Consider the following 13704-nt stretch of genomic DNA (forward strand, 5'->3'; position numbering starts at 1 on the left):
GGGAGGTGGCCATGACGACGATCGCCCGCCGTACGCAGGATCTGACCGTCTCGCGCGCGCCGTTCGTGCACGCCACGGTGGTCCGGGCGCAGGACCCGACGTCGGCCCGGCCCGGCGACGACGCGGTGATCCTGCCGGACGGCACCATCGAGGGTTTCGTCGGCGGGGTGTGCGCCGAGAACTCGGTGCGGGCGGCCGCCCTGGACACCCTCCGCGACGGCAAGGCGCTGCTGCTGCGGGTCCTGCCGGACGGCACGCCCGCCTTTCCCGAGACGCCGGGGGCACGGGTCGTGGTCAACCCGTGCCACTCGGGCGGGGCGCTGGAGATCTTCCTGCGCCCGGTGCTACCGGTACCCGTGCTGGGTCTGGTGGGCGACACGCCGATCAGCGCGGCGGTGGCCACCCTGGCGGCCTTCCTCGACTTCGAGGTGGCCACGTCCGGCGACTACGCCGGCGCGACAGCGGTCGTGGTGGCCGGCCTCGGCAAGGGCGAGCAGGACGCCATCCGCGCCGCCCTGGACGCCGGCGTGGGCCACATCGCGCTGGTCGCCAGCCGAAAGCGCGGGGCGGCGGTGCTCGACGAACTGGCGCTGTCCGACGCGGAGCGCGCCCGGGTCCGGACCCCGGCCGGGCTGGAGATCGGGGCGCGCTCACCACAGGAGATCGCGCTGTCGATCATGGCCGAGGTGGTGCGGGCGCTGCGGGTGGACGGCCTCGCCTCCTCCCCCGCACCACCCGCGGCGCTCCCCCAGCAAGCAGTCGACCCGGTGTGCGGGATGACAGTCCTGATCGGACCGGAAACCCCGCACGTGCGGATCGACGGCACCGACCACTGGTTCTGCTGCCCCGGCTGCCTCGACCGGCACGTGGCGGCGTAGCCGTGTTCGTGACCGGCCTGGTTCTGGCCGCCGGGGCCTCGGTACGCCTCGGCGAGGCCAAGCAGCTGCTGCCGTACCGCGGGCGGACGCTGCTCGACGCCACCCTCGACCTGGCCCGCTCGTGCGCCTTCGACCAGTTGCTGGTGACCCTCGGCGGCGCCGCCGACCTGATCCGCGATCGGGTGGATCTGACCGGGGTCCAGGTCGTCGAGAACGCCGAGTTCAGCACTGGTTGCGGATCGTCGGTCCGCGCCGCGACGCAGGCGGTGAACCCGCGCGCCGACGGGCTCGTGCTCCTGCTCGGCGACCAACCAGGCGTACGGGCCGCCGACGTACGCCGGGTCGCGGCGGCGACCACCCCGCTCGCGGTGTGCCGGTACGCCGACGGCCTGGGACACCCGTTCTGGTTCGCCCGTGACGTCCTGCCGGAGCTGCGTGTCCTGCACGGCGACAAGGCGGTGTGGAAGCTGCTGCACTCCGGCCGGCACCCGGTCACGGAGATACCTGTGGACGGGCCGGTGCCGATCGACGTGGACACCCGCGCGGACTACCGGCGGTTGCTCTCGGGCGAGGCGCGGTGAAGGACCCCCTGGCCGTGCGGCGCCGGCTCGACGCCGTCGGCTACCTGGCCGACGACGGCATGGCGATGGCCGTCTTCCTCGCGCTGGAGCTGGGCAAGCCGCTGCTGCTCGAGGGTGAGCCCGGCGTCGGCAAGACCGCGGCGGCGAAGGCGCTGGCGCGGGCGCTGGACACGACACTGATCCGGCTGCAGTGCTACGAGGGCCTGACGCCCGGCGAGGCGCTGTACGAATGGAACTACCAGCGGCAGTTGCTCGCCATCCGGCTGGCCGAGGCCCGGCACGCCTCGCTCACCGACGCCGACCTGTTCGCCGCGGAGTTCCTGCAGGAACGGCCGATCCTGCGGGCGGTACGCCACCCGGGGCCGGTCCCGCCGGTGCTGCTGATCGACGAGATCGACCGGGCCGACGACGAGTTCGAGGCGCTGCTGTTCGAGTTCCTCGGCGAGTCCGGGATCACCATCCCCGAGCTGGGCACGTTCACCGCGACCACGCCGCCGGTCGTGGTGCTCACCTCCAACCGCAGTCGCGACCTGCACGACGCGCTGCGCCGCCGCTGCCTGTACCACTGGATCGACTTTCCGCAGATGGACCGGGCCACCGAGATCGTCCGGCGGGCCGTGCCGGGCGCCACCGAAGGGCTGATCCGCACGGCGACCGCCTTCGTCGGCGACGTACGTGCCCTCGGCCTGGACAAGGCGCCCGGCATGGCCGAGGCCATCGACTGGGTCGCCGCGCTGTCAGTGCTCGGCGCCGCCGACCTCTCCGCCGACGACGTCGTCCGGACCATCGGCACCATCGCCAAGACCCCCGACGACCGCGCCGCCGTCGCCGCCGCGCTCGGCGCACACCAGGAGAGGCCGGCATGAAGATCACCAACGAGTTCACCGTCGACATTCCGATCGCGCAGGCGTGGGCGATCCTCACCGACCTGGAGGGCGTCGCGCCGTGCCTGCCGGGCGCCCAGTTGACCGGCGTCGACGGCGACGTCCACCAGGGCACGGTGAAGGTCAAGGTCGGCCCTGTCGTCTCCGAGTTCGCCGGCACCGCACGTTTCGTCGAGAAGGACGAGGAGCGGTACCGGGGGGTGATCGAGGCGAAGGGCCGCGACCGGCGGTCCGCGGCGAACGCGTCCGCCCTGGTCACCGCCCACCTGCGGCCGGTCGGTCAGCGCACAGTCGTCAGCGTGGACACCGATCTGAAGATCTCGGGGCGGCTGGCCCAGTTCGGCAGCGGCATGATCAAGGAGGTGTCCGGCAAGCTGCTCGCCCAGTTCGTCGCCAACCTCGAAGCGAGGCTGGCGGCAGAGGAGACCGGCGACCCGCACGCGGCCACCGCGCCTGACGCGTCCGAGCCCGCGCCGGCCGTCGCCGCCACGCCCGACCGCGCCAGTCCGCCGCGACCGGGCCCGACGCCTCCACGGCCCTGCCCCGTACCCTCGCGGCCGACGCGGACGCCACCCCGTCCGGGACCACCGTGGCCGGCACCCCCGTGGCCGTCTCGGCGCCCACCGGTCGACCGGATGCCGACGCCGACGCCGAACCGGAGACGCTGGACCTGCTCGACATCGCCGGTGGGGCCGTCGTCAAGCGCCTCGTGCCGGTGCTCGTCGGGATCGTCGTCGTCGGTGGGATGATCGCCTGGTGGGTCGCCCGCCGGTGAGCGGCGGTCTGCTGCGCGGCGTCGACCGCGCGGCGTTCGCGACGGCGTTCGCCGACCGGTTGCGGCGGGCCGGCGTACCCGCCGGGCTCACCGAGGCCGGTGACTTCGTCCGGGCGCTCCGCGTGTGGACCCCCGGGGAGACGACCGCGCTCTACTGGGCCGCCCGGATCAGCTTCGTGCGGCGGCACGCCGACCTCGCCGCCTTCGACCGCGTCTTCGCCGCTGTCTTCGCCGACGCGCCGCCGCTGCCGCTCACCCGGTCCGCGGCCCCGCCGGGCGCTCGTGACGACGTGCACCTGCCGGTGCCCGCCGACACCGACGACACCGACGACGGTGGTGGGCTGCCGTGGGCGACGTTGCCGACGCCCGTCGCCGAGGCGGAGCCCTCCGACGCCGGGGTGCGACTGCCCGAGCGACGACCCAGCGCCCTCGCCGGGCTCGCCGACCGGCCGTTCGAGGACCTCGACGCCGCCCAGCTCGCGCTGCTCGGCGACGCCTTGCGCGAGGCCGTCGCCCGCTGGCCGTCCCGGCGCACCAGGCGGCACGCCGTCGGTCCGGCCGGGCGGTGGGTCGCGCTGCGCCCGACGATCGCCCGCGCCCGTCGCACCGCGTGGGAGCCCGTCGAGGTCGTCCGCGAGCGACAGGTACGCCGACCACGCCGGGTGGTGCTGCTGTGCGACCTCAGCGAGTCGATGCGGGCCCAGGCCCACGCGTACCTGCACCTGCTGCGGGCCTTCGCGGTGAGCACCGACGCGGAGGTGTTCGCCTTCGCCACGACGCTCACCCGGCTCACCGTCGCGCTGCGGCACACGTCGGCGTCCGCGGCGATCGCGCACGCCGGCGCCGCCGTGACCGACCGGTTCGGGGGTACGCGCATCGCGACGAACCTGCGGGCACTGCTCGCGTCCCCGCACGGCGACGCGGTTCGCGGGGCGGTGGTGCTGATCGGCTCGGACGGCTGGGACAGCGACCCCCCGGACGAACTCGCCGCCGTGATGGCACGGCTGAGCCGCCGCGCCCACCGGATCGTCTGGCTGAACCCACGGGCCGGCGCCCCCGGCTTCGCTCCCCTGGTGGCGGGCATGGCCGCGGCCCTGCCCTACTGTGACCGGCTGCTGCCGGCCGCGACGTTCCGGGACCTGCTGGACGCCGCCGGTCAGCTCCAGAGCGTCACGTGCACCGAGGGCCGGAAGCGGTTCACCGCGACGCCCACGCCGCGCATCATCGCCTGAATCGCCCGGGGCGTCGACGCGAAGCGGCACAGTTCCGCTGCCACGGACGGTGTGCCGGGGGTGACGAGCACCAGCGAATGCCACACCGCCTCGGCCTTGGCGTGCGGCCCGGACAACGCCACGAGTTGGCCGCTGCGGAGATCCGGCGCGACGGTGAACGACAGCGCGGGCGCGATCCCCCGGCCACGCTGCGCCTCACCCAGCGCCGCCGCGTGGCTCTGGAAGATCTGCTGCCGCTCCTCGGGTACGCCGAGCCGGCGCAGCATCGCCGGGACAGCGCCCACGGTGTCGGTGGCCGAAGGGCCGAGCAGCCAGGTCTGGTCACGCAGCTGCCCCGGCGACGCCGGCACACCGGCCAGCGGATGATCCGGGCCGAGGACAGTCACCAGCCGGTAGTTCATCATCGGCCGGCCGGAGATCGCCGGATCAGCCACCGGCGGCAGCGGCCCCATCGCGACGTCCGCGGCCCGGGTCAGCAGCAGCGACTCGAAGGAGCCGGGGTCGCAGACGCTCAGCTCGATGTCGAGGTCGGCGGCGCGTCTGGCGAACAGCTCGATCAGTCTCGGCGCGGCGAACTCGGCGAACTCGCTGGAGGCGGCGACCCGCAGCATCCGGCGGCCGTGTGCCGCCGAACTGACCTCCAGGACCGTACGGTCCTGCAGGCCCAGCATCTCGGCCGCGCGGCTGGCGAGCCGCAGCCCGCCGGGGGTGAAGGCCAGCCCCGCCGCCGTCCGGGTGAACAACTGGTCTCCGAACTCCCGCCGGAGCTGGCCGATGAGCAGCGAGACCGCCGACTCGGAGACCTCCAGTTGCGCGGCGGCCTGCTTGACGGATCCCAGCCGGACAACAGCGACGTAGGCCCGTAGCTGCGTCGGAGTCATCGGCGTCGACCCGCCCTTCTGCTGCGCCGTGGACTGCTGCGGGCAGCCCGCGGTGTACCCCGATCATTCCCCGCCGATTGCCTCGCCGCCAGGGACAGCGCGCCCGGAGCGATCCGGCCGGTACGCGGGGTGAGTGCCCGATCAGGCGTCGGTGTCGGTGAGCAGCCGGGCGGCCAGGGCGCGTATCTCGTCCTTGAGTTCGTCCGGGCGCTCGATCGTGAACGACCAGCCGAGCCCGGCGAGCATCTGTGCCGCGCCGTCGAGCCGTTCCGCGCGGGCGGTGAGGCGCACTCCGCCGGGAACCTCGGTGAGCGTGCCGACCGAGGGCGGGATCCGTCGCTGCGCCTGCTCCGGGCTGGTGTGCAGCACCACGGAGATGTCGTGCGCGTACGGCACTGCTGCCAGCCCGGTGAGTACCTGCGTGGTGGGATCGAAGCCGGCCGGGATGTCGAACCTGCCCGGGGTGGGGCGGGCGGTCCCGATGCGGTCGAGCCGGAACGTCCGTACGGCCCGGCGGTTGTGGTCGTGGCCGGTGACGTACCACCGGCCGGCGTGGAAGACCAGCCCGTACGGGTCGAGCCGGCGCTCGCCGACCTCGCCACGCCAGGTGGTGTAGGTGATGTCCACCGGTTGCTGATGCCGGGCCGCTTCCGCGGGCACCAGCAGCACCTCGATGCCGGGCGGGGCGGACTTCCGGACCCGCGCGGTGAAGTCCACGGTCTCCAGCAGCGAATCGATCCGCCGGGCGAGAACCGCCGGCAGCACCCGGCGGATCTTCGCGGTCGCGCTCTCGGCGGCTGCGCCTTCGGCGGTGACCAGCCCGGCCCGGCGGGCGGCGACGAGCCCGAGCATGACGGCGACCGCCTCCTCGTCGGTGAGCATGAGTGGCGGCAGCTTGTATCCGGGCGCGAGCCGGTATCCGCCGTAGCGGCCGCGCCGGGCCTCGACCGGGATGCCCAGGTCGGCGAGGTGCGCGGCGTAGCGGCGGACCGTGCGCTCGTCGACGCCCAGCCGACCGGCCAGGTCGGCGACGGTGAAGCCGCCGCCGGCCTGGAGGATCTCCAGCAACGCCAGTACGCGCGCCGTCGGCCGGGTCACGAATCCCCACTTCCAATCCGGGCGGAACCTGTCCGGTATTGATCGTAGCGTGTCAGGCATGACGACCTTCGTACTGGTTCCCGGGTTCTGGCTCGGCGCATGGGCCTGGCGCCCGGTCACCGCCGCCCTGCGCGGGCACGGCCACGAGGTGTACCCGCTGAGCCTGACCGGCCTGGGCGAGCGCGCCCACCTGGCCCGCCCGGACACCGACCTCGACGTCCACGTCACCGACGTGGTCAACCTGCTGCGCTACGAGGACCTGCACGACGTGGTGCTCGTCGGGCACAGCTACGCCGGCGCGGTCGTGACAACCGCCGTTGCCGACCGCATGACTGACCGCATCGCCCAACTGGTCTTCGTCGACACCGGCCCGCTGCCCGACGGGGCGGCGAACGAGGACTTCAGCCCGCCCCCGGAGCGTGACCGCAACGCGGCGATGGTGGCCGAACACGGCGACGGCTGGCGGCTGCCACCCCCGCCGTGGGCCGGGCTGGCGGCGAGCGCAGCAGACGTGGATGAATCGGTCGTCGCGTTGCTCGATGAGCGGTCGGTGGCCCAGCCGTGGGCGACTGCCACCACCCCGGTGCGGCTCACCGGCGCGTGGGAGAAGCTGCCCCGCCTCGGCGTGCTGTCGAGCTTCACCGCCGAGCAGGCACGCGAGATGGCCGCCACCGTGCCGCTGTGCCGGCACATGGCCGGCGATTCGTGGCGGTACGAGGAACTGCCGACATGGCACTGGCCGATGCTCAGCCGACCGGCCGAGCTGGCCCGGATCCTGCACGAAGCCAGGCCGACGGCATAGCCCGCGGTGCCCGGGCGACAGCATCCAGATGGCTTCGCAGATCCGCGTCGCTGCTCCATCACGTCTTCGGGTTCTTTCCCGGCCAGGCGGCCACACGTCGAAGCGGTACCTGGACGGCAGGGCCCGGTCGGCGAAGCAGTCCGTTGGCGACCAGCTCGACGGTCACCACGACAGCGATCGCCTCGACGGCCAGGAGCGCGACCAGGACCAGTAGCTGGGCCGCCCCGGCCTGGACGGGTGTGCCGCCGCCGAGCAGCACGCCGACGAAGGCACCGGGGAGCGTGACCAGGCCGACGGTGCGTGTCTGGTCCAGCGCGGGTACCAGCGCCTGCCCCGCGCCGGGCCGGCAGATCTCCAGCGCCGCATCCCGCGGCACGAGGCCCAACGCCAGGGCCGCCTCGTACTCGCCATGGCGGTCGCGAAGCTCGTCCAACGCGCGGCGGCCCGCCAGGGAGGTGGCCGTCATCGCCCCGCCGATGAGGATCCCGGCGATCGGAACGACCGCTACCTCGGTCAGCGGCACCGTGCCGGAGGCCACGACGAGGGCGCAGGCCGGGAGCGCGCCGGCCGCGATCGGCGCCAGCACCGGCCAGCCGAGGCGAAGCGAGCTGACCCGGCGCGCGGAGGTCGCCGCCGCGACCAGGATCATCAGCGTGATGAACCCGGCGCTGGCCCACCACGACCGTAGGACGGCAGTGATGAGCAGCGCCACGGCGCACAACTGCACCACCGCGCGCAGCGCCGCCGTAGCGATGCCACGGGCGTGGCCGAGCCGACCGGCCCGCACCGTTGCCACGGCGACGAGCACGAGAACGACGAGTACGGCGGCGAGCGCCGGACCGACCGCGACTGCACCTTGATCCATGGGAGCATTCGACCAGCCGGCGCTTGCTCAGATGTTGGAGCCGTCCGGTGGCAGCCCGGGCGGTGGCTGCGGGGATCCGCCCCGGCCGGCAGCCGGTGGACAGGACATGCCCAGGGTGTAGGCCGTCATGGACAATGAGCCGTAGGCGTAGCCGTCGACGAGGACCTCGGTGTCGGGGGTGTCCATGGCGGCGGCCAGACCGGCGAGATACAACGCCGGGATGAAGTGATCCGGTGTCGGTACCGCACGGCGGAAGTCCCCGTGGGCGTCGAGGGTCGCGTACTCGCCCGGATCGGTCAACATCCGGGCCTTGGCGTCCTCGTCGAAGCGTCGCGCCCAGTCGAAGCCGTCGTCGGTCAGCGTCCAGTCCATGCCGCGCAGGTTGTGCACGACATTGCCGCTCGCCACGATCAGCACGCCGCGCCGACGCAGTGGAGCGAGCCGGGCGCCGAGTTGAAGGTGGTAGTCCATCGGCTTGTCGGCGTTGATGCTGAGCTGGACGACGGGAATCGTCGCGTCCGGAAAGGCGTGCATCAGCACCGACCAGGTGCCATGGTCGATGCCCCAGCTGTCGACGTCCGCCCCGACCCAGGTCGGATGGACGACGTCGCTGACCTCCTCAGCCAGCTCGGGCAGCCCCGGCGCCGGGTACTGCACCTCGAACAGCTCCTGCGGGAACCCGTAGAAGTCGTGGATGGTCCTCGGCCGGGGCATCGCGGTGACGGCCGTGGCGTTGATGTACCAATGGGCGCTGACCACCAGGATCGCGCGGGGACGCGGCACCGCGGCGCCGAAGGCTCTCCACGCGGAGGTGTACCGGTTGATCTCGAGGGCGTTCATCGGGTTGCCGTGGCCCAGGAACGCCGCGGGCATCAGGACATCCGAGCCCGGATGTACGTCTGAAGGCACGTGAACTTCCCTCCCTGGAGGACCGGTTCGTACGGCGCGGCCTGCCGGACCTGAATGTCACGATAGTGCCGACCGCGACGTAACGTGGGGTGATCAGGCGGTCGGATGGGAGAGCGCCACGGCGATGGCTGGTCCGATCGCGACGCTGAGCAGGTAGGCGAGGTTGAACAGACCCAGTGCTTCGGCCCGGTGGGAGCCGGATACGACGCCGGCCGCGTGCAGGGCGAGTACGCCTTGGCCGGTCGCGGCGGCCAAGGAACCGAGCGTCATCGCCGCAAGCAGCAGCGGTACAGCGGTGGTGACCGTCGCCAGCAGCAGCGCGGCGGCGCCGGTGAGGAGCAACATGGCGACCGCGACGCGGCGTGGCACCCGCACGGATGCCGCGACCAGGAACCCGGAGCAGATGCCGCCGATCAGGTACGGCGCCAGCAGCACGAGCCCGCTCTGGGTGCCTGCCCATCCCGCGTGCTGTCGCAGCAGGTCCGGCGCGGCGTAGAGCAGGGCGAAGTTCCCCGCTCCCAGCGCGAAGGCCAGCGCGCACGCCGCGAGGAACCGGCCGTTCCGTGCCACCGCAGCAGGCAGGAAGCCGTCCGGGCGGACCTTGGTCCAGGCCACCAGCAGAGGCAGCAGCACGACGGTGGCCGGGCCGGCCACCAGCGGCCGGTGCGGAATGAGGACGGCTGCGGTGACCAGCATGGCCAGGATGGTCATCCCGAAGAAGTCGAACGGCGCCGGCGCCGCGTCCGGTGCGGTGGTGCCGCGGCGAGTCGCGGGCACGGCGAGCACCGCCAGCAGCGGCAACGCCAGCGCCGCCTGCCACGAGGAGAGGTCGGCGATCAGTGCGCCGGTCAGCGGACCGGTGGCCCCGACGACCGCCAGCGACGCGGCGACCACGCCCATCTGCCGGGCCGAGTCGGCCAGTTTCATCGCGGTCACGGTGAGGCCGGCAGACCCCAGTCCCTGCACCGCCGCACCGGCCACCATCGCCGACACGCTCGGGATCAGCACGAGGATGAGCGTCCCCGCTGCCACCAGCGCGGACGCGACGGTCAGGGCCGCTCGTACGCCGCGACGGGCGAGCAGCGCCGCCAACAGCGGCGTCCCCAACGCGATCCCCCAGCCGAAGGCGGTCACACCGGCGGCCGCGGCCTGTTCCCCACTACCCGTCGCGCGCGCCAGGTCGTCGAGCAGCAGTGCCGGTGCGGCAATCCCGAACGACAGCGGACCGGCCAGCAGGGCGAGCCAGGGTGTGGCCACCCGCCCCGGTGCGAGTTGCCTGTCGCGGCGAGCGGCTGGGCGCCGCTGTAGCTGATCCATGTCGTTCCTCCGGTGTCGGCTCGGTTCAGCCTTCCCGGGGCTCCTTACCGTCGGCTGATGGCCGGCTGACGTACGCGTCGGTGACCCCGCGTCGCTTCCCGCCGAGCAGATCGACGGCCGGCGGACCTTCGCGGGGCGGGAGAGCCGGCTGGCTAGTGTGAAGCGATGAGGTTCGGAGTGCTGGGCGACGTTGCGGTGTGGACGTCGGACGGCACACCTGTCGCCGTGCCCGGCCTCAAAGTGCGTGGTCTGCTGGCTGACCTGCTGGTTCATGAGGGGCGCCCGGTGACCGCCGACCGGCTGATCGAAGATCTCTGGGGTGACGAGGCGCCGGGCAACGCGCTCGGGGCGCTCCAGACCAAGGTGTCGCAGTTGCGGCGTGCCCTGGAGGCGGGCGAGGCGGGTGGCCGTGCGCTGGTCGAGTCCGGTGAGGCCGGCTACCGGCTGCGGACGTCGTCGGAATCGGTCGACGCCGGTCGCTTCGCCGCTCTGTTGCTACGTTCGGGCGCGCAGCGGGAGCCCGCTGTGCGGGCGGCGACGTTGACGGAGGCTCTGTCGCTGTGGCGCGGTTCCCCGTACGCCGACTTCAGTGACGAGCGATTCGTCCGCCAGGCGGTCGATCGGCTCAACGACCAGCGCCTGACCGCGCTGGAGGAACTGGCCGAGGCCCGGCTCGATCTTGGCCAGCACCACCTGCTCGCCGGGGAACTGACCGACCTGGTCGCAGGCCACCCGTGGCGTGAGCGACTACGGGCCGCGCACCTGCGCGCCCTGTACGGCTCGGGACGGCAGCATGAGGCGCTGTTCGCCTACGAGCAGTTCCGTCGGCAGGCGCGCGACGAACTCGGTGTCGATCCCGGCAGAGAGTTGGTCGAGCTGCACGGGGCGATCCTGCGCCAGGATCCCGCCCTCCAGCCGCCGGCACCGGCGTCGGCTCCGGCCCGAACCAACCTGCCGGCGCCTCTGTCGCCCGGTCCGTACGGCGGACTGATCGGGCGCGACGCGGCCGTCGAGGCGGTACGGGAGCGGCTGACGAACGAGCGGCTGGTGACCCTGACCGGTCTGGGTGGGGTGGGAAAAAGCAGGTTGGCGATCGAGGCCGCTCGTGCGCTGGCTGACACGTTCCCCGCTGGCGTGTGGCTCGTCGAGCTGGCCGGCCAGCCGTACTGCGGCGACCACGCGACCTGCACCGAGATCGTCGACATGGTGGCGGCGACGCTCGAGATCCGGGACGACAGCCCGCCCGGCCTGCCCGGTGATCGACCACCGCGCGAGCCGATGGACCGGCTGGTCGCCGCGCTGCGAGGTCGGCGGATGCTGTTGCTGCTCGACAACTGCGAGCACGTGGTGGCGCCGGTCGCTCGACTGACCGAGAAGCTTCTCGGCGCCGTGGCCGACCTGCGCATCCTGGCGACGAGCCGCGAGCCGCTCGGGATCCCCGGCGAAGCCGTCTTTCCGGTGCCGCCGCTGGCCCTGCCGGAGCCCGGAGCCGGCGCGCGGCAGATCGCCGAGGCTCCGGCGGTTCGGCTCTTCGTGGCCCGCGCCCGCGCCACCGAGCCAGGGTTCACCGTCGATCAGCGGAACACGGACGCGGTTGCCGTCATCTGCCGGCGTCTCGACGGCGTACCGCTGGCGCTGGAACTGGCCGCGTCCCGTCTGGCCGTTCTCGACCCGGGCGAGCTGGCGGCACGGCTCGACGATCGCTTCCGGCTGCTGTCATCCGGCCGGCGCACCGCGCCCCCGCGTCAGCAGGGGCTTCGCGCCGTGATCGACTGGAGTTGGGAGTTGCTGTCACCTCCCGAACGCGCGGTGCTGCGCCGGCTCGCGGTCTTCGCCGACGGCGCCACCCTGGCCGCCGCCGAGCAGGTGTGCGGGGGCGGGCAGGTGGCATCGGACGAGGTGCTCGACGTGCTGGCACGCCTGATCGACCGATCGCTGGTCATGGTGCGGCACGGCGAGAGTCCGCGACGCTTTCGGCTGCCGGAGACGGTGGCTGCCTACGGTCTGGAACAGCTCGACAGCGCCGCCGAACTGCCCGCGACTCGTCGCCGTTACGCCACGTGTTTCGCCCGTCTCGCCGAGCAGGCCGCCGGACGGCTACGTGGTCACGATCAGAGTCGTGCGCTACGTGAGCTCGATGCCGAGAGCGCCAACCTCCGGGCGGCACTCGACGTCGCCGCCACCGACGGTCAGGCCCGCGTGGGCTTGGCGCTCGCCACCTCGTTGTCCTGGTACCGCCTGCTCCGGGGTCGGTTCGGAGAGGTGAGCCGGTCACTGCGAACGGCGCTGGACATCGTCCCGAGGAGCGAGGTCGACGTCGCACCGGACGGCCTGCGGCGGCATGCGGAGATGTGGCTGACCGCTCTCGCCACCCGGGACGGCGATCCGACCGCTCCCCGGCAGCGGATCCTGGAGAGCTACCAGGACCACGAGGGGCCGGAGAAGGCGTTCGCGCAGTGGTTGTTCGCCTCCATGATGCTCGGCTCCGGAGATCCGGGCGCGGCGGCCGTCCTGGTCGACGCGGCGCTGGCGGCGTTCCGCGCCGGCGGGGACCGGTGGGGCATCGCTGCCGCCTGCGCCATCCGAGCGGACCTCGCGCTCGTACTCCGCAGCGACCTGCCCGCGGCGCAGCGTGACTGCGAGACCAGCCGGGCGCTGTTCGAGCAACTGGGCGACCGCTGGGGCCAAGTACATCCGACGAGCCTGTTGGGAACCCTGGCCGAGATCCACGGCGACTACGATCGCGCCGCCACGCGCTACCGGGAGGCGTTGCGCATCGCCGAACACCTGCGGCTGTGGACGTCGGTGTCCCGGCAGCTGGCATGCATCGGCCGGCTCGCCATTTTGAGAGGCGACCTCGACGAGGCCGTCGTCAGTCACGACCGCGCGCTACAGGTGGCCCAGGAACAGTCGAGCTCCTCCGCCGTCGCCTTCGCCGGCACGGGCCTGGCAATGATCGCGCGACGGCGGGGCGACCTCGACGCCGCCGAGACCCGGCAGCGGGACCTGCTCGACTGGAACCGCCGTGCCGGCTTCCTGCCGGGCTGCGCGCTCGCGCTGGCCGAGTTGGGGTTCATCGCGGAGCACCGCGGTGATGCTGTCCTCGCCGAGCGCCACCACCGTGAGTCGCTCGACGCGGCGCGCGCCACCGGTGATCAACGGGCGGTCGCCCTGGCTCTCGAGGGCCTGGCCGGGGCCATCAGCCTCGGCGGTGACAGTCGGCCCGCCGCGCGGCTGCTCGCCGCGGCACGGACGCTGCGCGAGGCCGCCGGCGCGCCGCTGCCTCCCAGCGAGCAACACGACGTCCAGCGCATCACCGCCCGCCTCCGGGAGGCGCTCGGCAGCGACGAACTCGCTGCCGAGATGAGCCGCGGCGCACAGCTCGACCTCGACGAACAGCCGTTCAGCGGCGTCGGTAAGGGGGTGGTCAGCGAACGGTAAGCCTGCTCGGCACGGTTGACCGAGTACCGAGCCGACCCAGG

12 protein-coding genes are annotated in these 13704 nt (G+C 73.1%); 7 read left to right on the top strand and 5 right to left on the bottom strand.

Annotation, left to right across the window (positions count from 1 at the left end):
• Positions 1 to 11: 11 nt before the first annotated feature.
• Genes BAW75_RS21845 through BAW75_RS21865 form a run of 5 tightly spaced genes read left to right on the top strand, consistent with a single transcriptional unit; the run spans position 12 to position 4350 of the window.
• Complete coding sequence (locus BAW75_RS21845) at positions 12 to 878, top strand: XdhC family protein (RefSeq protein ID WP_104114737.1); 867 nt, start codon at positions 12 to 14, stop codon at positions 876 to 878.
• A gap of 8 nt (positions 879 to 886) precedes the next feature.
• Positions 887 to 1459 (top strand): nucleotidyltransferase family protein, encoded by a 573-nt coding sequence (locus BAW75_RS21850; protein ID WP_244206211.1) that lies wholly within the window; start codon positions 887 to 889, stop codon positions 1457 to 1459.
• Complete coding sequence (locus BAW75_RS21855) at positions 1456 to 2325, top strand: AAA family ATPase (RefSeq protein ID WP_104114739.1); 870 nt, start codon at positions 1456 to 1458, stop codon at positions 2323 to 2325. Before BAW75_RS21850 ends, BAW75_RS21855 begins: the two co-directional genes overlap by 4 nt.
• The gene (locus tag BAW75_RS21860) at positions 2322 to 3092 is read left to right on the top strand and encodes an SRPBCC family protein (RefSeq protein WP_244206212.1); all 771 of its coding nucleotides are present in this window, start codon (positions 2322 to 2324) and stop codon (positions 3090 to 3092) included. The genes BAW75_RS21855 and BAW75_RS21860 overlap by 4 nt, the downstream gene beginning before the upstream one ends.
• Before the next feature lie 7 nt (positions 3093 to 3099).
• A complete protein-coding gene (locus tag BAW75_RS21865; RefSeq protein ID WP_244206213.1) occupies positions 3100 to 4350 on the top strand; it encodes a vWA domain-containing protein in 1251 nt (416 codons plus the stop codon).
• Here BAW75_RS21865 and BAW75_RS21870 read toward each other — a convergent pair.
• Positions 4275 to 5231, bottom strand: coding sequence for a LysR family transcriptional regulator (locus BAW75_RS21870; RefSeq protein ID WP_064447319.1), 957 nt, complete (start codon positions 5229 to 5231; stop codon positions 4275 to 4277). The genes BAW75_RS21865 and BAW75_RS21870 overlap by 76 nt on opposite strands.
• Positions 5232 to 5372: 141 nt before the next feature.
• Complete coding sequence (locus BAW75_RS21875) at positions 5373 to 6329, bottom strand: helix-turn-helix transcriptional regulator (RefSeq protein WP_104114740.1); 957 nt, start codon at positions 6327 to 6329, stop codon at positions 5373 to 5375.
• A gap of 58 nt (positions 6330 to 6387) precedes the next feature.
• On the opposite strand from BAW75_RS21875, the gene BAW75_RS21880 reads away from it, so the two are divergent.
• Positions 6388 to 7131: an alpha/beta fold hydrolase gene (locus BAW75_RS21880; RefSeq protein WP_104114741.1), complete on the top strand. Its 744-nt coding sequence runs from the start codon at positions 6388 to 6390 to the stop codon at positions 7129 to 7131.
• 58 nt (positions 7132 to 7189) lie between these two features.
• On the opposite strand, the gene BAW75_RS21885 is transcribed toward BAW75_RS21880, so the two are convergent.
• The 3 genes from BAW75_RS21885 to BAW75_RS21895 all read right to left on the bottom strand — a co-directional run bounded on the left by BAW75_RS21885 (position 7190) and on the right by BAW75_RS21895 (position 10222).
• Entirely contained in the window at positions 7190 to 7996 is an 807-nt protein-coding gene (locus BAW75_RS21885; RefSeq protein ID WP_104114742.1) for an ABC transporter permease, read from the bottom strand.
• Positions 7997 to 8023: 27 nt separating this feature from the next.
• Positions 8024 to 8869, bottom strand: a complete 846-nt coding sequence (ygiD, locus tag BAW75_RS21890; protein WP_104114743.1) for a 4,5-DOPA-extradiol-dioxygenase — start codon at positions 8867 to 8869, stop codon at positions 8024 to 8026.
• Positions 8870 to 8998: 129 nt separating this feature from the next.
• Complete coding sequence (locus BAW75_RS21895; RefSeq protein ID WP_104114744.1) at positions 8999 to 10222, bottom strand: MFS transporter; 1224 nt, start codon at positions 10220 to 10222, stop codon at positions 8999 to 9001.
• Between the two features lie 165 nt (positions 10223 to 10387).
• On the opposite strand from BAW75_RS21895, the gene BAW75_RS21900 reads away from it, so the two are divergent.
• Positions 10388 to 13663: an AfsR/SARP family transcriptional regulator gene (locus BAW75_RS21900; RefSeq protein ID WP_244206214.1), complete on the top strand. Its 3276-nt coding sequence runs from the start codon at positions 10388 to 10390 to the stop codon at positions 13661 to 13663.
• The last annotated feature ends 41 nt before the right edge of the window (positions 13664 to 13704 follow it).

It is taken from the genome of Micromonospora chalcea, assembly GCF_002926165.1.
GTDB classification, from domain to species: Bacteria; Actinomycetota; Actinomycetes; order Mycobacteriales; family Micromonosporaceae; genus Micromonospora; species Micromonospora chalcea.